The organism is Pelomonas sp. Root1237 (assembly GCF_001425055.1).
In the GTDB taxonomy this organism is placed as follows: Bacteria; Pseudomonadota; Gammaproteobacteria; order Burkholderiales; family Burkholderiaceae_C; genus Pelomonas.
This window is the reverse complement of sequence record NZ_LMDK01000001.1, coordinates 794050-814581: the sequence shown is the minus strand read 5'-3', so window position 1 is coordinate 814581 and position 20532 is coordinate 794050. Positions and strand designations below refer to the sequence as shown.

Here is a 20532-nt window from a genome sequence, read left to right as displayed (position 1 = left end):
ACGAAACGTTTGCCGGCATGCGGACATGCCGCGCCGGCGCCAGTCAGTCGACGGAGGAGGTCAGACTCGGAGTCTGAGCGTGGAAAGGAAGAGTGGGTCCGGAGGCGGCTGAGCCTCGGTCGTGGCCGCAGCGGGGACGGTCGTGGCCTCGACAGGGTCGAGAACCAGCGGCAGTTCCAGCACCTGGACCAACATCGGCAGCGACACCGTCGGGACCTTGACGGCCTCGAAGGACTGCGCAGCACTAGAGGAGTGCTCTGCGCACAGCCCAGGTTGGTCCTGGTCCATGCCTTCGCAGGGCACTCCGGCCGCCATCATTGCAGCCATCGCCGCTGGGTCTGCCTGTTGTGGGCAGACATAGCTTGCCAGCGCCAGCTGTGAGAACAGCAGCGACAGCACCACGAAGAACGCGGTGGTCAGGCGACGGGTGGAGCGGCGGAGCATGGGCACGCAAAGTTTAGCGCCACATATTTAGGCGGCAGGGTCGGGATGTGAATGGCCCTTCTCGTCATGCTCCTCGGCAAGCGCGGCCGTAGCGCTCTTGAAATGGTCCTCCTCATCAGTTTGACCACAAGGCACCAGCTCGCACTGCACGGTGATGTGGTGGATGCCAAATGTCTCCGCCAAGCGCCTGCGCACCTCGGGCAGGACTTGCTTCTCGGCGTTCACCTCCGGCTCCGTCACAAGGTGGACCGTAAGCGTGCTCTTGCCGCTCGTCACCGCCCAGACGTGCAGGTCGTGCAGGCTTTTGACGCCAGGCACTGCCAGCAGGAGCTTCTTCAGCTCGACCATGTCGACGTTTTCGGGCACCCCTTCCAACAGGATGTTGATGCTCGACTTGAGCAACGTCCAGGTCCGGGGCACGACCCACAGGCCGATGAGGATGGCGACCGCTGAGTCGACCCAGGCCCAGCCTGTGAACTTCAGGATGACGGCGCCGACGATGACGCCGACCGAGCCAATCATGTCGGCCCACACCTCGAGATAGGCACCCTTCACGTTCAGGCTCGACTCCTGGCCGCCCTGAAGGACGCGCATGCTGACAAGGTTGACCAGCAGGCCGACGACTGCGATGACGAGCATCGCTGTCGACTGGATTTCTGGCGGTGCCTTGATGCGCAGGTAGGCCTCGTAGAGGATGTAGACCGCCACGCCGAATAGCAGCATGGCGTTGAACGCAGCGGCCAGGATTTCGAAGCGGTGGTAGCCGAAGGTCCTTTGGGCATCGGCCGGCCGCGTGGCTATTCGGATGGCCGCAAGCGCGATGGCCAGCGCCGCGACGTCCGTGAACATGTGCGCTGCGTCGGAGATGAGCGCGAGGCTCTGAGACACGATGCCGCCGACCAACTCGACGAACAGGAACACCGTCGTAAGCCCGAAGGCAATCTTCAGCGAGCGCTGGTTCGCGCCCGCTGTGTGGTCGTGGCCTGCTGACCCGCGAGCGTGGTCGTGCGACATCTTCGGTTCTCCTTAGGCTCTCATCGGAGTCGCAGCCGGCGCTTCGACCTCGTCGTCATCCCGCCGGTGCGCCCACCGATACAGCAGCGGCAGCACCAGCAGCGTCAGCGCCGTCGAAGACAGGATGCCGCCAATGACGACGGTGGCCAGTGGGCGCTGCACTTCGGCCCCGGTGCCGGTGGCGATTGCCATGGGCACAAAGCCAAGCGAGGCAACCAAGGCCGTCATCAGCACGGGACGCAACCGGGTCAGCGCACCCTCCCAGATGGCTTCATCAAGGCTCTTGCCCTCCTCGCGAAGGCTACGGATGAATGACAGCATGACCAGGCCGTTGAGCACTGCAACACCGGACAGGGCGATGAAGCCGACCGCCGCCGAAATCGACAGCGGGATGCCTCTCAGCCAAAGTGCCAGCACACCCCCGGTGAGGGCAAACGGGATGCCGGTAAAGACCAAGAGGCCGTCCTTGGCGTTGCCGAACATGGTGAACAGCAGGGCGAACACCATGGCCAGAGCCAGGGGCACCACAACCTGCAATCGCTGCGACGCGGACTGCAACTGCTCGAAAGTGCCGCCCCAGGCCGTCCAGTAGCCCGTCGGAATCTTCACGCTCGTCATCGCCGCTTGCGCGTCGGCCACGAAGGAGCCAAGGTCTCGACCGGTCACATTGGCGCTGACAACCACCCGGCGTTTGCCGTTCTCACGGGAGACCTGGTTGGGTCCCGGTGCGACTTCAAGCGTTGCGACCTCGCCGAGCGGGATGTACGAGGCTCGACCTTCGCCGCTCGACTTCGGCAGCGGGATGGGTAGACGCTTCAGCGCCTCCACGTCCTGCCGGACGTCCTCTGGCAGCCGGACGAGGATGTCGAAGCGCCGGTCACCCTGGAAGAAGGTGCCAGCTTCTCGCCCGCCGACGGCCGTCGCCACAGCCTCCTGCACATCGGTCATGTTCAGGCCGTAGCGCGTGGCCTTGGCCCGGTCAATGTTGACTGAGAGCATGGGCAAGCCGGTCGTCTGTTCGACCTTCACCTCGGTTGCACCCGGCACTTTCTGCAGCGCGGCCGCAATCTTGTTGGCCGTCTCGTTCAGAGCGTCGTTGTCGTCACCGAACACCTTGACCGCAACATCCGAGCGCACGCCGCTGATCAGCTCGTTGAAGCGGAGCTGGATGGGCTGCGAGAACTCGTAGTTGTTGCCTGGGACCTTTGCTGCTTCGTCGCGGATGGCGGCCAGCAACTCGTCGCGTGTCTTGCGCGGTTCGGGCCACTGGTCCATGGCTTTCAGCATGATGTAGCCGTCGCTGATGTTCGGCGGCATAGGGTCCGAAGCAATCTCTGCGGTGCCAGTGCGCGCAAAGATGCGCTCAATCTCAGGGAACTTGGCCATGAGCGTCGACTCGAGCTGCTTCTGCATCTCCACGGACTGCGTCAGGCTCGTGCCCGGAATGCGCAGTGCCTGGATGGCAAAGTCGCCTTCGTTGAGGTTGGGCACGAACTCGCTGCCCAGTTTGGTGGCCACGATGACCGACAGGGCCACCACAACCGTAACAAGCGTCATCACGACGGGCGCGTTGCCCAGGGTCGCCTTGAGCGCAGGCTCGTAGCGGCGCTTGGCCCACTCCATCAGGCGGTTCTCCTTCTCGGTCACGCGCTCGCCGATGAACAGCGCCACGGCAGCGGGGACGAAGGTCACCGACAGCACCATCGCGCCGAGCAGGGCGAGCAGCACCGTGTAGGCCATCGGATGGAACATCTTGCCCTCCACGCCAGTCAGGGCAAGGATGGGCACATAGACCACCATGATGATGAGCTGCCCGAACAGCAGCGGCCGACGAGCCTCCTTGGCAGCAGCAAACACCTCGTGGAAGCGCTCGGCGCGCGTCAGCGACCGGCCCTTGTGCGCCTGGACATGCGCCAGCCGGCGCACCGCGTTCTCGATGATGACCACCGCCCCGTCCACGATGATGCCGAAGTCCAAGGCGCCCAGGCTCATCAGGTTGGCGCTGATGCCGTACTTGACCATGCCGGTGAAGGTGAAGAGCATCGACAGCGGGATGACCATCGCCGTGATGAGCGCGGCCCGGAAGTTGCCGAGGAAGGCGAACAGCACCGCGATGACCAGTAGCGCACCTTCGACCAGGTTCTTCTGAACGGTCTTGATGGCCTTGTCGACCAGCGTGGTCCGGTCGTAGACCGTGACGGCCTTGACCCCGGCCGGCAGCGTCTTGTTGATGGCCTCCATCTGCTTGTCCACGGCCCGCGAGACAGTGCGGCTGTTCTCGCCCATCAACATGAAGACGGTGCCGAGCACCACCTCCTGGCCGTTTTCGGTGGCTGCGCCGGTGCGCAGCTCCCGACCCAGTTCCACGGCTGCGACGTCACGGACACGGATGGGTTGCCCCTGCGCGGTGCCGATGATGATTTCGCCGATGTCCTCGATGGACTTGACCTGACCAGGGGCTCGCACCAGGTACTGCTCGCCGCGCCGCTCGATGTAGCCGGCGCCGAGGTTGGAGTTGTTCTTCTCCAGCGCGTTGACGACGTCGGCCAGGCTGAGACCGAACGCGCCGAGGCGCTCGAGGTTGGGCGCCACGACGTACTGCTTCGCGAAGCCGCCGATGGAGTTGATTTCGGTGACGCCGGGCACGTTGCGCAGCTGCGGCTTGACGACCCAGTCCTGGATTTCGCGCAGGTCGGTCGGCGTGTAGGCCGTGCCGTCGGGCTTCTTCGCGCCCTTCACCGCCTCGACTGTCCACAGGTAGATTTCTCCGAGACCCGTGGAGATGGGACCCATGCTCGGAGTCACCCCGGCAGGCAGTCGCTCGCGCGCCTCCTGCAGGCGCTGGTTGACGAGCTGGCGCGCGAAGTAGATGTCGGTGCCATCCTTGAAGATGACGGTGACCTGGGACAGGCCGTAGCGCGACAGGGAACGTGTCTGCTCCAGGCCTGGCAGGCCAGCCATGACTGTCTCGATGGGATAGGTGACGCGCTGCTCGGTCTCCAGCGGCGAATAGCCAGGTGCCTGGCTGTTGACGACGACCTGCACGTTGGAGATGTCGACGACGGCGTCGATAGGCAGCTTGGTGTAGCTGTAGGCCCCGAGGGCTGCCATGGCCAGCACTGCGAGCATGACCAGCCAGCGCTGTTCGATGCAGAAGCGGATGATGCGTTCAAACATGTCCGTCCTCCCGCTCAGTGTTCGTGGCCCGCGCTGGCTTTACCCAGTTCGGACTTGAGGACAAAGGTGTTCTTGGACGCGACCTGGTCGCCAGCCTTGAGACCGCTGAGCACCTCGACCGCGCGACCGTCTGAGCGGCCTACCTTGACGGGCGTTGCCTCGAAACCGCCGGACACGGCCTTGAAGACCATCGCCTGGTTCTCGATGGTCTGGACCGCGTCCGACGGCACCGTCAGAGGGACGTCCTGGTTCTCGCCGTAGACAGCGACGGTCACGAAGAGACCGGGACGCCATGCCCCATCGGGATTGGTCAGAGTTACGCGGGCGCGGGCGGTGCGGGTCTGTTCGCCCAGTAGCGCGCCGACGTAGGAGATGGTCCCTTCGACCTTGCTCTCGAACGCGGTCGACGAGACCGACACGCGCTGGCCGACACGAACCGTGGCCAGGTCCTTGGGCGCGACGTTGAACTCCGCCCAGACCGACCGGAGGTCGGAGACGGTGAAGATGCTGGCGTCTTCCTTGACCGCCTCGCCGAGCGCCAGGTGCTTCTCGACCACGGTGCCGTCGAACGGCGCGCGCAGCTCGAAGCGATTGAGGTTCGCCGACGAACCAGTCGCGCCAGGTGCGCCGACGGCTGCGAGCTTCTGGGTCGCGTTGCGGACCGCGATGTCCGCCTCACGCAGGGCAGACTGGGCCTGCAGGTAGTCCTGCTCGGCAGAAATCTTCTCTTGCCAGAGCTTCTTCTCGCGCTCGAAGGTGACACGCGCCGCATCACGGCGCTCCTGGGCGGTCAGAAGCTCGCTGCGCTGCTCGGACAGCGAGTTGCTGGCGATGACGGCCAGCACCTCGCCCTTGCGCACCGACTGGCCGAGATTGGCGACGACCTGCTCGGCCACACCGGCCAAGCGCGGCACGACGTGGGCCGTGCGGTCCTCGTTGAAGCGGATTTCGCCGGTGAACTCGGCGGCGGCTTGGAGCTTTGCCGGGCCTGCGACTTGCATCGCGATGCCCGCTTTCTTGACCTGGTCCTCGGTCAGCTTGACCGAGCGCTCTTCATGCTCCTCGTGTGCTTCCTTGGCAGCCGGCGCAGCCTTCTTGTCGTCTTCGCCCTCTTTGTGTGCGTGGCCGGTCTCTTCGGCATGCTCTGCCTCTTCGCCGGTTTTGTGCCGTTCGGTGAGCAGCAGTCCGCCGCCGGCCAAGATGCCGACAAGGACGATGACCGCCATCGCGATGCGTTGTTTCTTCGTGATTGCCATGTTCGTGTTCCGTTTCAGCGACCGAGCAGGCGGTCGATGGCCGTGGCGGCCTGGTGTGCGTTGGAGAGCGTGCTGAGGTAGCGCGCTCGGGCTTGCAGCAGGGATCGCTGCGCGTCGATGACGTCGAGGAAGCCGAACTTGCCGGCTTCGAAGCCCTTGCTGGCTGAGTCGTAGGCCTGCTGAGCTGCGGGCAGGACCGTCGACTGCAGCGCCTGCAACGATGTGCGGGCAATGGACAACTGCGCCGCCGCTGTCTGCAGTTCGGAAAGAACACGCAGACGCGCGGCCTGGAACTCGTCCTCTGCCTTGTCGGCGCGCTTGCTGGCTTCGTAGACCGCGCCTTGGTTGCGGTCGAAGAGCGGCAGCGGGACGGACAGACCGACGATGGCCTGAGTGCGTCCCAGTTCGTTGTCGCGCTTCGCGCCGACGCTCAGCGTCACGTCCGGCGTCGCCTTGCTGCGCTCGACACCCACCAGCGCCTTGCGGCGCTCCACCTCGGTACGGGCGGCCAGCAGCGCCGGAGCCTCCTCGAGCCGGCCCATCAGCTCGGGCAGAGGTGCGCGTTCCGGGATGACGTTGATGTCGCCTGCGACGCGAACGAACCGTGGCTCTGCGTCGCCCCAGAGGTTGGCCAGTGCATGACGGGAGGTCGTCAGCTCCGCTTGCGCTTCGGCGAGTTCGAGCTGCGCATTGGCCTGGTCCACCTGGGCTCGGGTGGCGTCCACCGGCGAGACCTTGCCGGCCGCTACACGCTTTGATACGGCCTGGGCGCCGCTCGTGGCGAGGTCTGCCGAGTTGCCCGCAAGCTTCGAGCGCTCCTGCGCCGCGAGCACCGCGAAGTACGCCGCGATGGCCGACGAACGAACCTGGGCTTTCGCGTTGGTCAGCTCGACCTGCGCAAGGTCGCGGGCACGCTCAGCCGCGTTGACACGGGCGGCGCGTTTGCCACCCAGTTCCAACGGAATGTTCAGCGTCGTCGTTGTGGTTCGCGTTGCGCTGCGTGTGTCCTCGACGCTTGCAGCGAGTTCCGGGTTCCGGAATGCACCGGCCTGCCGGACGGAGCCGTCGTGGGCTTCAAGCTCTCGCTGCGCCGCCGACACCACGAAGCTTCGCGATGTCGCCAGGTCGAGTGCCTGCTCGAGGGTGAGTGTGTCCGCCGCCTGCTGGGCGCGGACAGTGAAAGGGCTGAGCAATGCGGCCGCCAGCCCGAGCGGCCAAAGAATTCTTCTCATCGAATCTCATAGGTTGAAACCAGGGATTCGGCGAGACGGGTGTGGTTGGAAGTCCTCCTGTCTCGCCGGCTAGGCGAGACGGCGCCACTGCGGGCGGTCTGGCGCCCTGGTGGGCGCGGACGCAAGAGCGTCAGAGGTGACGGCGACCAAGCCGGCCGCAAGGCCTGTGGGCCACAGGCCTGCCAGTGCATCGGCGGCTATGGCCGAACTGCTGATGTGGCAAGAAGCACAGTCGTTGTCCACGACCAACTTCTTCGCCATGGGTTTCTTCGCTTCAGCGTCGTGTGCGTCTGCCTTGTGCTCGTGCTGGTGGTGGCCGAAGTGCTTGGCACCTTGCGTTGTCGTCTCATGCTCGCAGTACGCGGCCGCAGCACCCCAGGCGACCTGAAGAGGCAGCAGGAATGACAGCGCCACCAGGAAGGCGGTGGTCAGGCGGTGGAGGCGACGGATAGTCATCAGTGTTGGCAGTCTAGCGGTTCGGCTTTCGCCGGCGCCCGTCGCACGCCATCATCCCTGCTGCTCCGGCTTGGATGAGGCACGTCCGTGCCAGAGGAAGAACCCGAGCACGAACGCCAGAACGACCGCCTGGGCGGCCAGACCGATGGTGGATGGGTACACCCCCAGGAGTTCAAGGCGCGGGGACGGCAGAGCGCTCGGGACAATCCAACCGGCCTCCTGCAAAGCTGCGACCCCCTTGCCCGTGAGCACGACGGCGAGCACGGCGACAAGCCAGGAGCTGGCGGAGAAGAACTTGCTGATGGGCAACGTTGCGCTGAAGCGCAGAAGCAGGACGGTGATTGCTACCAGGGACAAGATGCCAGCAGCCAGCCCGGCCAGGATGGCGTGGTCGTTGCCCTGGCCCCAAAGCGCCGCGTAGAACAGGATGGTCTCGAAGACCTCGCGATACACCGCGATGAAGGCCAGGCCGAACATGAAGAGCGCTGACTTGCGGTTCAGGGCGGCAGACATGCGCTCACGCAAATATGCCTGCCACTGCCCGGCAACGCTCTTCTGGTGCATCCACACGCCAACGCTCACGAGCACTGCCGCAGCGAAGAGGCTCGACAACCCCTCTGTCACTTCACGGTTCGCTCCACTGATGGTGACAAGGTAAGTTGCCGCACCCCACGTCGCCGCGCCTGCGAGGAGCGCCGTCACCCAACCGGCGTGGACGTAGCCCAGCACATCCGGACGTTCCGCCTTGCGCAGGAACGCAATCATGGCGACCACGACGAGCAAGGCCTCAAGACCCTCGCGCAGCAGGATGGTGAGGCTGCCCAGGAAGGCAGCTGTCCAGTCCGCCTTTGAGTCCGCAAGCACCTTGTCGCCCAGCGTGAAGAGCTGTTCCACATCGGCCGCCGATGCGGCCACTTGTTCGACCGGGGACCTGTCCGAGATGCTTGACCGATAACGGCCCATCGACACTTCAATCTGGTTCTTCAGCGAGCCATCCTTGGCCGCGAGTGCATGCTCGTAGGGCTCAACACCGTCCAGATATGACGACAGGGCAAGGTCCTGTGCCTTCTTGAGATCGCCTGCCTTGTACGCGGCCAGGCTGTCCTTGAGCTGCTTGCGCGCCAGCGACAGGCTGCCGCTTGCAGCCTGGCTCAGTACATCGGGATGCGCGTGCAGGTAGGCCATCACAGCGCTCGCGTCCTTTTCGCCAAGCGACTCAGCCAAGTCGTTCTGCGTCAGACCGACGAAGCGGTCGACGTTGGGAACAGCGGCTTTCGCCTTCTCTCCTTCAACCCATACCTTCTTGCCTTGCCCGACCTCATCGCTGTCATGCGCGAAGGTGCCAAGGTAGGTGGCAACGGCCCATCGGTCTTCTTCGGAAAGCTGACCGAACGCGGGCATGGCCGTTCCGGCGATGCCTTGCGACACTGCTTGGTAGAGCGCAAAGAGGCTGCGTTGGCGCGCACGCTCCTTGTCGGTGAACGCGACGGGCGGCGGGTTCAATGCCTTGCCCACCGGACCCATGCCGTCGCCCGTCGTGCCGTGGCAGCTCGCGCAGTTTTCGGCGTAGACCTTCGCTCCAAGTGCCACGTCCGGGATGTTCGACGGCGCCAGCGGGACGGGATAGGCAGCGACAAGATGCTTGGCCAGAGCCTTGGACAGCGTGCCGACCTGGCTTGCGTCAGCTCGGGCGCCGATGGCCGCCTCAAGCTCGGTGGCCTGGGCAATCAGCGCGGCCTTTTCGCCCTTGGCTTCCAGTCCTTCGATTTTGGTTCGCGCCGTCAGCACAAACTCCTTCATCTCGTCGTACTCGGACTGCGAGACGACCTTGCCATCTTTGACGGCACCGGCGTAGTCGACGGCCAGGTAGTCGAGGATTTGCCAAACGCGCTTCACGTCGGCTTCCGACGCTTGCGAAACGCCTGAGAAGATGAACGCAGCGAGGACGGCGAAGGCCTTGGCGCCTCGTTTGACTGTCTTAGTGAGACTCATTTCGGTTCTTGTGCAAAAAGATGGCCCGCGCGACGCGAGCCATTCGGTCCAGGACTTAACGCGAGCTCTTCAGCAGGCGCAGTCCGTTGAAGACAACCAGCAGGCTGGCACCCATGTCAGCAAAAACAGCCATCCACATCGTGGCGCTACCGAACACCGCCAAGACGAAGAACACGGCCTTGATGCCAAGTGCAAGGACGATGTTCTGCCAGAGGATGGCGTAAGTGCGCTTGGACAGCCTGATGGTCTCGGGCACCTTGCGCAGGTCATCGTTCATGATGAGCACGTCGGCCGCCTCCTTGGCCGTATCGGTGCCAGCGCCACCCATCGAGAATCCCACGGCAGCCGCAGCCAGGCTTGGCGAGTCGTTGACGCCATCGCCGACCATGCCCGTCTGCTGGGCTTGACCCAGCTCGGAAATCACCTTGAGCTTGTCCTCTGGCAGCAGGTTGGCCTGAACGTCGTCGATACCGACCTGGCTGGCAATCGCCTTGGCGGTCGACGGGTTGTCGCCGGTCAGCATGATGGAACGGATGCCGAGTGCCTTGAGGTCAGCGACGGCCTGCCTGCTGGTTTCCTTGACGGTGTCGGCCACCGCGAACAGTCCCAGGACGTGCTCCTGGTCTGCCAGCAAGGACAGCGTGCGCCCCTGCGCCTCGTGCTCCTCAAGCCGCGCCTCCAGCTCGGCGGAGCACAGGCCTCGCTCATGCACCCAGCGGTGATTACCAAGGATGTACTGGCGGCCATTGACCGTGCCGTGAACGCCTCGGCCCATGTCGGCTCCGAAGTCTTCGACGGGAAGTGCGTCACCGTCCAGGCCGGTCGCGACGGCCTTGGACACGGGGTGGTCTGAGCGCGAGGCCAGGCTCTTGGCGATGCGCAGCACCTCCGCTTCCGGCAGGTCCTGCGGCAAGGCCGCGTGGGCGACGAGTCGCGGCTTGCCCTCGGTCAACGTGCCGGTCTTGTCGAGGGCGACCACCTTGAGCTTTCGCGCCTCCTCAAGGTGGACGCCGCCCTTGATGAGGATGCCGCGACGTGCCGCAGCAGCCAAGCCGCTGACGACGGTCACGGGCGTCGAGATGACGAGAGCGCACGGACAGGCGATAACGAGCAGGACCAACGCCTTGTAGAGCGCGGTCAGCCACGGCCAACCCATGAGGAACGGCGTTCCGACAGCGACAGCAAGCGCCAGCACGAAGATGGCCGGCGTGTAGATGGCCGCGAACTTGTCAACGAAACGCTGAGTTGGCGCGCGCTGGCCTTGGGCTTGTTCGACGGCATGAATGATGCCGGCCAGCACTGTGTCGCTGGCGGACTTGGTCACTTCGAACTCGAGCGACCCACTCTGATTGATCGTCCCCGCGAAGACGCTGTCGCCTGGCGCCTTGTCGACAGGAATGCTTTCGCCGGTGACTGGGGACTGGTCGACGGCACTCTGACCGGCGGTGACGCGGCCATCGAGGGCGAAGCGCTCTCCGGGCTTGACGCGGGCGGTCGAGCCAACCGCCACGGTCTTGGCGTCCGCGCTGGCCCAGGCGCCGTCCGTCTGGCGCACCTCCACTTGCGGCGGCGACAAAGCCAGCAGGCCGGTGATCGCGTTGCGCGCCCGCTCCACCGAGCGCGCCTCGATGAGCTCGGCCAGGGAATACAGCGCCATCACCATCGCGGCTTCCGGCCACTGCCCAATGGCAAATGCACCGGCGACGGCCACAGACATCAGGGCGTTGATGTTGAGCTGCCCATGCAACAGGGCCGAAAGGCCTTTGCGGAACACGGCAAGACCCGACAGCGCAATGGCACCTGCCGCGATGGCCATACCCACGGCCTTCCAGGCCAAGGTGTCCGGCGCGACGAAGTGGACCAGCTCCGCGCCGACGGCAACGAGCAGCGCCGCCACCAGGCGAATCAGTTCGGCGCGCTGAGCCTTGGCTGTGTCCTCCGCAGGAGGCGGTGCTGACAGCGTCTCCGTCTTGAAGCCGATGCCATTGATGGCGGCAATGACTGGCTCCCAGGTTGCCTGCGGGGCGTCGATATCCAACGCGCGTGCGGGGAGGTCGAACCGCAAACCGCGCACCTCAGGGAAGCGCTCCAGCGCCCGGCGTATCTGGCCCTCCTCGGTCGGACAGTCCATGGCGGGGATGCGCAGCAGCAGGCCGCCGGACGTCGCGGCGACTGGGGCCTTGGTCTCTGCGCCGCAGGTCGAGCCGCAGCATGGCGACTCCTGGGGGTGCGCATGGCTGGGTTCGCTCCCATGGGCTTGTCCAGCCCCATGCGCATGGTCGTGCTCATCGTGATGGTCGGCATGGTCGCCGTGCGCGTGCTTGTGGGTGCTCATGCTTGCTCGTGTGTCGGGTGCGAAGGTATTTGACAACCTGTAGCTGCTACAGAGTCAAGCCCCTACACTTTCTGCTGGATAGTCGGAGAAATCATGAAGATTGGTGACCTGTCCACCGCGTCGTCCACGCCTATCGAGACCATTCGCTTCTACGAGCGCGAGGGTTTGCTGCCCGCGCCGGGCCGGACGCAGGGGAACTTTCGCGTGTACGAGGCGCCGCACCTGGAGCGGCTGCAGTTCATCCGCTACTGCCGCGGTCTCGACATGTCATTGGACGAGGTGCGGGCTCTGCTGCGCTTCAAGGATGCCCCCGGTGAGGACTGTGGTGACGTCAATGCGCTGCTCGACGAACACATCAGCCATGTGTCCAAGCGCATCAAAGAACTGCGTACGCTTGAAAAGCAATTGAAGGAGCTGAGGCAGCGGTGCGGCGATGTCCGGCCGGCTGACCAATGCGGCATCCTTGCCGGCTTGGCAGAGGCGTCGCAAGAGTCATCGCCGGCCGAGCAGCCCGGCACCCATCTACGCTCCGTGCACAAGCACTGATCACGGAAAGGAACAGAGTTAGCGTTGACTCGTGCAGCAACTGCGATCGACTGCAACGCCCGCTCGACCGCCTGGCACAGCGAGGTCTTCCAGGATGGTGCAGTCGACGGCAGCCCCGCCAGCGCATGCCGTATCGCAGCTATGCACGAACTGGGTCATGTTGGCTTCGAGCGCCCGCAGCTCAGCAAGCTTCTCCCGAACCTGGTCCAGGTGCCGCGCCGCGATGTCGCGCACCTCAACGCAAGGCCGATCGGGTTCGTCGACCAGGCTCACCAGCTCACGCACCTGATCGATGGAGAACCCGAAATCGCGGCAGCGCCGGATGAAGGTCAGGCGACCTACGGCGGCGTCGCCGTAGACCCGCCGGCCGGCTTCCGTGCGCGGCCCCGGCGGCAGCAGCCCGATCTCCTCGTAGTACCGGATCGTCGGCACCGAGCAGCCGGTCTGCTGGGCGACCACGCCAATGGAGCGGTTCGGCGACTTGTTCATGCGCTCAGCTTAGCGTTTGCATCCGCAGCCCGAACCTGACGGGCTTTCAGCTTCCGCAGCGGGCAGGAACTGGGAGAACAGCCAGCGCGCGCTGGCAGCGTTTTGCTCGGGGCCTGTGATGTCCAGTCGAACGGCGTCGGCGTCGGACGTCAATCGGAACTCCAGGAAGGCGCAGCAGCTTCTTTCCAGTTCCACGACCTGCGCCAACTCCTCCTGGACACCAGGGTCGTAGACCAAGTGCAGCGTCGAGCCTCTGAGCTCGTGAGAGCGCAGAAACGCCTGTGTGAGCTGACGAATCCGCACCAGGCGAGGCCCCATCTCAGATGGACCCAACGTGCAGGCAATCGGCGCCGGCTCAGCGGCAAGCATGCTGGGCCTCCGTGGAACACGCCTCGGCGCACTCGCACTTGGCACGGTGGGCGGCGTCGCGTCGCTTCCACCACAAAACGCCAAGCAGGCCTAGCGCGATCACGGCCAGGACGGCTGCAGCGGGCAGGAACTCGTCGGCACATGCCCACAGCGCACTTCCAAACGCTGCGAGCCCGCCAGCGATGCCCAGCAGCGGGATAGCGCAGCACGCGGCACAGGCGGCCCCAAGGCCAAGAGCAAGTTTCCAGGGTTTCATGAGGGCTCCTTGATGATCAGATCGACAAGGTAGAACCTCAAGCCACTTGAGGAGCAAGCGATTCTTGCCAACGCCGTCTGAGGACAATGAGCTGATGGAAATCCTCAAGACCTTCGGCTTGTTCGTCGCGACGGCGTTGGCCGAGATCGTCGGCTGCTATCTGCCCTACCTGTGGTTGAAGCAGGGCAAATCGCCCTGGTTGCTGCTGCCGGCGGCGTTGAGCCTCGCGTTGTTCGCATGGCTGCTGGCCCAACATCCCACGGCCGCCGGGCGCGTCTATGCGGCCTACGGCGGGGTTTACATCGGCGTTGCCATTCTCTGGCTGTGGCTGGTGGACAAGATCGAGCCATCCAGAAGCGACTTGGTGGGCGTAGCCATATGCTTCGTCGGCATGGGCGTCATCATGTTTTGGCCGCAGGGGCGAACCTAAGCACTAAGAAACGACAAGGGCGTTGACGGCACGTCCAGCGGGCGGAGGCTCTTCTGCCACCAGCCCACGTCTCGCCACTCGCGTTCTTGAAGCCAACGTTGCGATAGACGCCCAGCGCCTCGAAACCAACCGCCTCGTGTAGGCCCACGCTGCCAGCATTCGGCAGGGCGATGCCGGCAAAGGCCTGGAAGTAGCCCAGTTCCGCCAGCAGCGGCAGTAGCCGCTCGTAGAGCGCCCGGCCGACACCCTTGCCGCGCATGTCCTCGCGCACGTAGACCCGCGGCCAGCTCGCTTGGCCGGCTGCTTCCCCGGACAGCTGTCATCCCTGCTGGCACGGCGACAGGCGAGCCGATGACGGCTTCATGTCCCATACCGTGAACCTTGCTACTTGCCGCGGAAGGCCGCAATCGCTGCGGCGCCGTCCTTGGTCGTCGATCGCGAGCTTCCGGTTTGGGCACTTTGCAGCCGCTCGACTGCCGGATCCGAGCGGCTGAAACCAGCCTGAAGCGGTCCCGCCACCTGTCGTTGGTTGTCTCAATGGACGATACCCGCCGTGGCTGTTGCCCAGGGAGGGCCTAATCTGATAGCGCTGTAAATTTGGCGCTGGCACCGGGGAGCCCAACCGGCTCTTCCCGCCCAATTATCGAGAATTACCAGCAATTACCAGTACAGGCCGAATCCCGCCGAGGCAGACCTTCCTATGGGAGGCGCTGAGGCGATAGCGCCACCTCCGAGCGACCATCAGCAGAGGTGTTGTAGCCGTGCTGAGCCCGGAAATTTGGGCGGCCAGGCAGACCTTTCATGCACTCCTCGAACCGTCCAGCAACGCCAAAATCAGCCTCATTCGGACCCGTCCAGACACGCGTTCAGGAAATTTGGCGCGCACGCGATATCCCCAACCGACGTGGGCTGAGAACAGTGCCTGCCGGCGTGTTTGGGCACATTGCTGCCCTACGGCTCGCAAAGCCGAGCGGCGTCTACCAGCTTGAAGCAGTCGGCATCTCTGCACGCGGCGCTGAACCGAATGGCCGAGTCGCCGGACACGCTGGCCTGCACTACACGTCCGGACAAGGTGCTCATCAGGCGCTGGATTCCGTGCTCAGAAGACGCTGGACCTGATGCTCAGGGCGCGCCGGATTATGCAAAGCTTGATGAGCGTCTGCGTTTCCAATACTGAGCATCATCTCTGACCTCCGTTGAGGGGATACATGGAAGCTGCGGAAGCACCCGACAACTACTCCCCAATGCTTGGCGATTGGCGGTGCGCCAAGGCCTTATGGGTGGCTGGCGTAGACGGCACGCCACTTCCTGCACCGCGGGCGGCCCATCAGGTCACCACCTTGGTCACGGCCCATAGGCAAACCAGCTTTACGACGCCAAGCGCGACTGCGCTGCACCTGAATGCGGGCTGGAGGGCGGCACGGGCCGCGGCGAACTTGAAGCCGACGATCCAGTGGAAGGAAGCGGTTCTCACTCCAGGCATGGCCGTCGGACAGGCGGACGTCAGCACTGCAGAGGTTCTCTTCGACTACCTGGAGCTCGCGATGACCGCCGCAATGAGCAGCTACGCTGCGGCAGAAGCTTTCGCCAACAGCGTCGTCATCGATGAGGCAACGGGGCCACTCAAGCTTAAACGCAAGAAGGCCTGGGAGCACCTCTCTCCAGAGGACGTGGAGCGAAACGTCACCACGGACGAGAAGCTCAAGCGCATCGTGCCGGATCTGCTGGGCCTACCAACGCCGGCTGGGAAGAAGGTGTGGCAAGACTATGTGGCGCTGAAGCATCTGCGAGATTCCGTGACTCACTTCAAGCGACGCGACCAGGCCCGCCACGCGGACAAGCTGAACGAGCCGACTGCGCTTCAAGACTTGCTCAATGCGGATCCATGCTCGCTTCCAGAAGCGGCCATGGCGATCATTCGCTACTTCTACAAAGCGAGTGAAATTCCGAGGTGGATGGCGAACCCGACGTGGAATCGACACGTCGGCTGAACAGGATTCGCGCTCAGACCTGTATCCGCTGGTCTGTTCGCCCAGCGAGTCATGAAATATGCGGCAGTTGCGTCAGTCGCTCTTCGACTACCTCGCCGTGAGGACGAACGGTCATTGGTTTGGTCGAAGCCGCCTGGCAATGTCGTCGTCATCCGGCTCCCTTTCGGCACTGGCCCGAAACAGCGCGACCTTCACTTGCGAGCCCAGCACGATGGCGTAGTCCAACGCCTCCTCGATGGGCACCACCAAATCCCCTGCGGGCGCGACCATCTCGGCATAGGAGAACAGGTCTTGAATCCGCTCTTGAGGGGACGGATGCGTTTCGCTCTCCGAAGACGGCTGCTCCAGAACCATGTAGCCCACATCGTCGCAAAGGCGCAGGGCGTAAAACAGTAGGGCCGGGCCGATCAGATGCCGAGATGTCTCGCTTCTCTCCGCATCTCCTACTGCACGGCAGATCGCAAAGCCGAGAGCATCGCAACCGAGCTCCATCTCCTTGAGCGTCATGCCAGGAGGAACGCCGTTGGTCTCTGGATGTCGCTCGTGCAGGATGAAGTGGCCCAGCTCGTGCCCAACGATGAAGGTCTCCATGGAGCGGCAAATCTCCAATCGATGAAAATCCAAGCGCGAGTCCTGCTTGAACTCACCGAACCCAAGCATCGAATCCGACCTCACATAGCGCATCAACAGCTTGATGCCTGGAAGAATGACCGCGGCATCACGCACAGCAAGGATCGCGGCCTCGCTCGAGCGTTCCGCCTCCGGGATCTTGGCGATGGCGTAGATGGTCGCTGCGAAAATCTTTGACCAGTAGTTGCAGAAGCTCGACGTCCCTTGCCCTATGAAGAGGATGTGCTTGTCGGCCGAGGGCCAGCCCGAGGGCGACGGCTCTACGCTAGGGGCATTGGCGAGCACAACTGGTCGCTGTATCGACAGGCCCAACTGGCGCGCCGCCGCCAGCGCTTTCTCGAGGATTGGCGTGAAGATCTGCTTTGCAAACACCGAGTCGTACCCGGTCTGGTCCTGGAACGTCAGGAAAGGGTTGTTGAGCGGATTCGGCGTGCCGCCCTGTGAGGCGGCGATGTCGTCGAACTTCGCAGCAAGGCGTTCTCGATTGCTCTCGAACCAGCGTCGTTGTCCCGCCAAGAAATCTTCAGCGCCCTCGCTGACTAGCGTTCCCTGAAGGTGGGCGACAAATCGCTGCCACTCCTGTTCGTTGAAAGCGTCGTCGGCCGGCTCGCCTGAAGTCATCAGAACCTCCCCTGGTATCTGGAATGGATTCTCGGCGCGTGGCCGCAGCCATCGCGTCGATTTCGCACCGACGTCATGGACCGGTATTTCTGGGCATACAACCTATGCCTCGGCGGCATACAGGTTCGTTGGGGTGCCTGTGCGCCGGCCCGTCCGCAGCAGTTTCCAGCGCTAGAGACCGACGTTCAGCCTGCCCGCCAGCGGTGAGCTGGCAAGGCACTGGGCAAGCATCAGCAAGCGCTCATGTTCGGGGCTGCCAGCGGATCAGGACTAGACTTGGATTCAAAGTGCTAGCGGCGCCAATGCGCGCCAAGTGGCCGAGACGCCGCGACGGAGCGCGCAGACTTGCGCGAGGCGAGGAGGAGAAATGACTTTCCATGTGGCGGAGAAGCATGCCGGCCTGTTTGAACAGGTTGAGCGACGCTTTCGCCTGCTGCTCTCCAGGAACGTCGTGACGGGAATCACCGAGACGCAGTTCGACAAGTGGCTCAGCAACCTGGTCACGGACGAAGAGCAGTATCTCGGCGCCCGGCTGCTGGAGAACTTGACCTTCCGCTCGGAGCCAATGGTCGGCAGCGCCATCGGCCACATCCTCGAGTGCATCCTTCCGTCCGAGCTTCGGCGTTCGGGCGCCGCCGTACGCAGCGTCGATGAGTTTGTCGCCTCACTGCGCTCGCCTGGAATGGGGCGTCTGGTCAGGTTTGTTGAGGTTGACGACCCCAAGGGCCGCACGCCAGGTAAGAGTGGCGCCTTGGTGATGCGGGAATTGCATCGCCTCGGAGGCGTCGACAAGTCGCTCACCTGCCTGCCAGAGAACATCGGCACGCTGCCGAAGGCGGTGAAATGCTTGGTCTTTGTCGACGACATGCTGGGCACGGGCACACAGTTCAAGGCGTTCTGCGACAAGTACAAGTTGGAGCAGGAAGCGGCCAATCGCACGTTGATCTACTGCCCGCTTGCAGCCTTCCATACCGGCCTTGACCACCTGGCGACGGAGTGTCCGTGGATGAAGGTCTGTCCCGTCGAGCAGTTCGGTGAACAGCATCGCTTCTTCCGCGGCGACGCGAACAAGCCCGAGATGTGGGCCGTCGACCAGGTCAACACCGTCGCCGATGTCCGTCAGTTCGTCGAGGACCTGTGCAAGTCCCATGGCATCCGTGCTGCCGGCGACTACGCCCTTGAACTGTTGCTTGGCTTTCACCATGCCACGCCGAACAACACCTTGCCGATCATGTACGCGCAGACGGCGACCTGGAACAACCTCTTGATCCGATGAGGGCGAGATGACCGCGATTGCCGATCTCTTCCTAGATCCCCGTGCCGACTACCTGTCATCGGACTCGCTGTTCTCGCAGTTCATCGTGCCGCCTTTCCTGGAGCGCATCCCTACCTTCACGGGGAAGGGTTCGGTGCGCATCTTGGGCGGCCGCGGATGCGGCAAGACGATGTTCATCCGCTACTTCAGCCACGGCTCGTCGTTGAATGCCAAGCGCGTGGACATCCTCGAGTCCGAGCTGAAGTCGGTCGGCCTGTACATCCGCCCGGACACGGGCTTCTGCGGGCTGATGAGCGCGGCTTGGCTGGGCGAGCAGCCAGCCAAGCTGGCGTTCTCGCACTACGTCGCCCTCAACCTGCTGAAGGACGCCTGCCAAGCTGTGGAGTCCATCCGCTCGGCCAACTTCGTCGGCGGGCGCATCGATGTCGGCGACCCGCAGCTCAGCGTAGCGCTCTGCAAGCAACTCGGAGTCGAAGATCGTCGAGTGAGCGCGCTCGAGGACGTCATGGACCTCAGGCTCGTGGATCTCGAGGACTGGGTGCGCAACCCGAAGCATGCGCCGCAGCCCAAGTTCATCGACTTCGCTTCAGCGCTTCCTCGGTTCGCGCGTGACCTCGCGGCTTCAACGCAACGCCTAGCGGAGCTGGAGTTCCGGGCCTTTATCGACGAGTTCGAGAACCTGCCCAGCCCGCACCGGGAGGTCATCTGTGACGCGATCAAGCACCCAAGTGATCGCCTCGTCGTCAACATTGCGCACAAGAAGCAGGCCGTCGTTGATTTCAAGACAAGCAGCGACGAGCGCGTGGTGGAAGGGCATGACCTCCGCACCATCGATCTTGAGGAACAGCTGTCGTACAAGACGGGCGAGTTCGAGCTCCTCGCGGCAGAACTTTTCCTGTTGCGCGTGCACCAGGCCGAGGCCCAGTTCGACTGCCCCCTGTTCAAGCCGGAGCAGCTTCACGATCCCAAGTACCTGAAGCAACGGTTGTCGAAGCCCTACCGCGATCAGGTCTTACGCTGCGTGCGGGAGATCCTTCCGAGCCCGAGCGCGGCCAGCATCGCTGCAGACGCGCTGAAGGACCCTGTCCTCAAGAAGCGGCTGCGCGACATGATCCAGAAGGGTCTTGTCCTGCAGAAGCTCACCAAGAAGGTCACCGCCGATGAGCTGATCGACGACGCACACCCTGAGGTGAGCATCGTCATGGGCGCGCTGCTGAACCGGCGCAGCCAGATCGGCAAGGACCTGCTGGACCAGTACCACGCGGCAATCAAGAGCCCTAGCCCGGCGGACGCCTTTCACAAGGTCGGGGGGTGGATCGACAACAACCTGCACGGTTGCCTGTTCCACCTCTACGCCGGCCTGCCGAGACGAGCCAACATCAACTACGCCGGGTTCGACCGCTTCTGCATGATGGCGGATCCGAACCTGCGCTTCTTCCAGGCGCTGTGCCACGCCACCCTGGCCTTGGCGTTCAAGCGGCAAGGCGGCAAGGACGTCTCCGGACCCTTGCGCGTCGACATCGATACCCAGGCCAACGCGGCCAAGCAGGTGTCGGACAAGCTCTTCCAGGACATCCTCCAGCTCGGTGGACACGGCAATCAGCTGCTGGAGATCACCGGCCGGCTCGGCCGTGTCTTCGAGGCCTTCAATCGTCGCCGCAGTCAAAGCGAGCCAGAGGTGAACCACCTCTCCATCGACAACGCCGACTGGGCGAAGCTGTCCGACAAGGCCAACCTCCTGCTCCGTGAAGCCAAGATCTGGTCGGTGCTCTACGAGGCGAAGGACACCAAGAACAAGTCGGACTACGACATCGCTCAGACAGACCTGATCCTCAACCCGATCTACGCACCTCACTTCAGCATCAGCTACCGCAAGCGCCGCAAGGTCACCCTGCACCCTTCGCAGGCTGACGTTTTGCTGTGCCAGTCGACGGAGAGCTATGAAGTGGTCCTCAAGCAGTTGGTTGACCCCAACGAGCTCGACACCGCCGAGCCACCGCAGGAATTGTTCTGAGGTC

17 protein-coding genes are annotated in these 20532 nt (G+C 63.8%); 5 read left to right on the top strand and 12 right to left on the bottom strand.

Going from position 1 to position 20532, the window contains the following annotated elements:
- Positions 1-60: 60 nt before the first annotated feature.
- From ASC91_RS03725 to ASC91_RS03690, 8 genes are all read right to left on the bottom strand, one after another.
- Positions 61-444 carry a hypothetical protein gene (locus tag ASC91_RS03725; protein ID WP_056192270.1) on the bottom strand — a complete coding sequence of 128 codons (384 nt, stop codon included), beginning with the start codon at positions 442-444 and terminating at the stop codon, positions 61-63.
- A 27-nt stretch (positions 445-471) separates the two neighbouring features.
- Positions 472-1458 (bottom strand): cation diffusion facilitator family transporter, encoded by a 987-nt coding sequence (locus ASC91_RS03720; protein ID WP_056192267.1) that lies wholly within the window; start codon positions 1456-1458, stop codon positions 472-474.
- A gap of 12 nt (positions 1459-1470) precedes the next feature.
- Positions 1471-4635 carry a CusA/CzcA family heavy metal efflux RND transporter gene (locus ASC91_RS03715; protein WP_056192265.1) on the bottom strand — a complete coding sequence of 1055 codons (3165 nt, stop codon included), beginning with the start codon at positions 4633-4635 and terminating at the stop codon, positions 1471-1473.
- A gap of 14 nt (positions 4636-4649) precedes the next feature.
- Complete coding sequence (locus ASC91_RS03710; protein ID WP_056192262.1) at positions 4650-5891, bottom strand: efflux RND transporter periplasmic adaptor subunit; 1242 nt, start codon at positions 5889-5891, stop codon at positions 4650-4652.
- 14 nt (positions 5892-5905) lie between these two features.
- Positions 5906-7084: a TolC family protein gene (locus tag ASC91_RS03705; protein ID WP_327082868.1), complete on the bottom strand. Its 1179-nt coding sequence runs from the start codon at positions 7082-7084 to the stop codon at positions 5906-5908.
- 108 nt (positions 7085-7192) lie between these two features.
- The gene (gene czcI, locus ASC91_RS03700) at positions 7193-7579 is read right to left on the bottom strand and encodes a cation efflux protein, CzcI family (RefSeq protein WP_056192257.1); all 387 of its coding nucleotides are present in this window, start codon (positions 7577-7579) and stop codon (positions 7193-7195) included.
- 51 nt (positions 7580-7630) lie between these two features.
- Complete coding sequence (locus ASC91_RS03695; protein ID WP_056192256.1) at positions 7631-9571, bottom strand: cytochrome c/FTR1 family iron permease; 1941 nt, start codon at positions 9569-9571, stop codon at positions 7631-7633.
- Between the two features lie 55 nt (positions 9572-9626).
- Positions 9627-11906 carry a cation-translocating P-type ATPase gene (locus ASC91_RS03690; RefSeq protein WP_082532387.1) on the bottom strand — a complete coding sequence of 760 codons (2280 nt, stop codon included), beginning with the start codon at positions 11904-11906 and terminating at the stop codon, positions 9627-9629.
- A gap of 93 nt (positions 11907-11999) precedes the next feature.
- On the opposite strand from ASC91_RS03690, the gene cadR reads away from it, so the two are divergent.
- Positions 12000-12452, top strand: coding sequence for a Cd(II)/Pb(II)-responsive transcriptional regulator (gene cadR, locus ASC91_RS03685; RefSeq protein WP_056192253.1), 453 nt, complete (start codon positions 12000-12002; stop codon positions 12450-12452).
- 18 nt (positions 12453-12470) lie between these two features.
- Here the strand turns inward: cadR and ASC91_RS03680 are convergent, their stop codons facing one another.
- Positions 12471-12941 (bottom strand): helix-turn-helix domain-containing protein, encoded by a 471-nt coding sequence (locus ASC91_RS03680; protein WP_056192250.1) that lies wholly within the window; start codon positions 12939-12941, stop codon positions 12471-12473.
- A gap of 9 nt (positions 12942-12950) precedes the next feature.
- Complete coding sequence (locus ASC91_RS03675) at positions 12951-13310, bottom strand: hypothetical protein (protein WP_157281095.1); 360 nt, start codon at positions 13308-13310, stop codon at positions 12951-12953.
- A gap of 350 nt (positions 13311-13660) precedes the next feature.
- Here ASC91_RS03675 and ASC91_RS03670 point away from each other — a divergent pair, with 350 nt between their 5' ends.
- A complete protein-coding gene (locus ASC91_RS03670) occupies positions 13661-13996 on the top strand; it encodes a YnfA family protein (RefSeq protein ID WP_200955207.1) in 336 nt (111 codons plus the stop codon).
- Here ASC91_RS03670 and ASC91_RS28705 read toward each other — a convergent pair.
- Positions 13968-14267 carry a GNAT family N-acetyltransferase gene (locus tag ASC91_RS28705; RefSeq protein WP_235531796.1) on the bottom strand — a complete coding sequence of 100 codons (300 nt, stop codon included), beginning with the start codon at positions 14265-14267 and terminating at the stop codon, positions 13968-13970. The two genes, ASC91_RS03670 and ASC91_RS28705, sit on opposite strands and share 29 nt — an antisense overlap.
- A gap of 937 nt (positions 14268-15204) precedes the next feature.
- On the opposite strand from ASC91_RS28705, the gene ASC91_RS03665 reads away from it, so the two are divergent.
- A complete protein-coding gene (locus ASC91_RS03665; protein ID WP_157281093.1) occupies positions 15205-15987 on the top strand; it encodes a hypothetical protein in 783 nt (260 codons plus the stop codon).
- A gap of 111 nt (positions 15988-16098) precedes the next feature.
- Here ASC91_RS03665 and ASC91_RS03660 read toward each other — a convergent pair whose 3' ends face one another.
- A complete protein-coding gene (locus ASC91_RS03660) occupies positions 16099-17238 on the bottom strand; it encodes a hypothetical protein (RefSeq protein WP_056192241.1) in 1140 nt (379 codons plus the stop codon).
- A gap of 367 nt (positions 17239-17605) precedes the next feature.
- Between ASC91_RS03660 and ASC91_RS03655 the strand changes: the two genes are divergently transcribed.
- Together ASC91_RS03655 and ASC91_RS03650 are read left to right on the top strand one after the other, a co-directional pair.
- Positions 17606-18514, top strand: a complete 909-nt coding sequence (locus ASC91_RS03655; RefSeq protein ID WP_056192238.1) for a hypothetical protein — start codon at positions 17606-17608, stop codon at positions 18512-18514.
- Between the two features lie 7 nt (positions 18515-18521).
- Positions 18522-20528, top strand: coding sequence for a hypothetical protein (locus tag ASC91_RS03650; RefSeq protein ID WP_056192234.1), 2007 nt, complete (start codon positions 18522-18524; stop codon positions 20526-20528).
- Positions 20529-20532: the final 4 nt, after the last annotated feature.

Bases quoted from the DNA above. Each gene is read 5' to 3' on its own strand.
- ASC91_RS03725 (WP_056192270.1), bottom strand. From the start codon at position 444: ATGCTCCGCCGCTCCACCCGTCGCCTGACCACCGCGTTCTTCGTGGTG.
- ASC91_RS03720 (WP_056192267.1), bottom strand. From the start codon at position 1,458: ATGTCGCACGACCACGCTCGCGGGTCAGCAGGCCACGACCACACAGCG.
- ASC91_RS03715 (WP_056192265.1), bottom strand. From the start codon at position 4,635: ATGTTTGAACGCATCATCCGCTTCTGCATCGAACAGCGCTGGCTGGTC.
- ASC91_RS03710 (WP_056192262.1), bottom strand. From the start codon at position 5,891: ATGGCAATCACGAAGAAACAACGCATCGCGATGGCGGTCATCGTCCTT.
- czcI (WP_056192257.1), bottom strand. From the start codon at position 7,579: ATGACTATCCGTCGCCTCCACCGCCTGACCACCGCCTTCCTGGTGGCG.
- ASC91_RS03695 (WP_056192256.1), bottom strand. From the start codon at position 9,571: ATGAGTCTCACTAAGACAGTCAAACGAGGCGCCAAGGCCTTCGCCGTC.
- ASC91_RS03690 (WP_082532387.1), bottom strand. From the start codon at position 11,906: ATGAGCACCCACAAGCACGCGCACGGCGACCATGCCGACCATCACGAT.
- cadR (WP_056192253.1), top strand. From the start codon at position 12,000: ATGAAGATTGGTGACCTGTCCACCGCGTCGTCCACGCCTATCGAGACC.
- ASC91_RS03680 (WP_056192250.1), bottom strand. From the start codon at position 12,941: ATGAACAAGTCGCCGAACCGCTCCATTGGCGTGGTCGCCCAGCAGACC.
- ASC91_RS03675 (WP_157281095.1), bottom strand. From the start codon at position 13,310: ATGCTTGCCGCTGAGCCGGCGCCGATTGCCTGCACGTTGGGTCCATCT.
- ASC91_RS03670 (WP_200955207.1), top strand. From the start codon at position 13,661: ATGGAAATCCTCAAGACCTTCGGCTTGTTCGTCGCGACGGCGTTGGCC.
- ASC91_RS03665 (WP_157281093.1), top strand. From the start codon at position 15,205: ATGGAAGCTGCGGAAGCACCCGACAACTACTCCCCAATGCTTGGCGAT.
- ASC91_RS03660 (WP_056192241.1), bottom strand. From the start codon at position 17,238: ATGACTTCAGGCGAGCCGGCCGACGACGCTTTCAACGAACAGGAGTGG.
- ASC91_RS03655 (WP_056192238.1), top strand. From the start codon at position 17,606: ATGACTTTCCATGTGGCGGAGAAGCATGCCGGCCTGTTTGAACAGGTT.
- ASC91_RS03650 (WP_056192234.1), top strand. From the start codon at position 18,522: ATGACCGCGATTGCCGATCTCTTCCTAGATCCCCGTGCCGACTACCTG.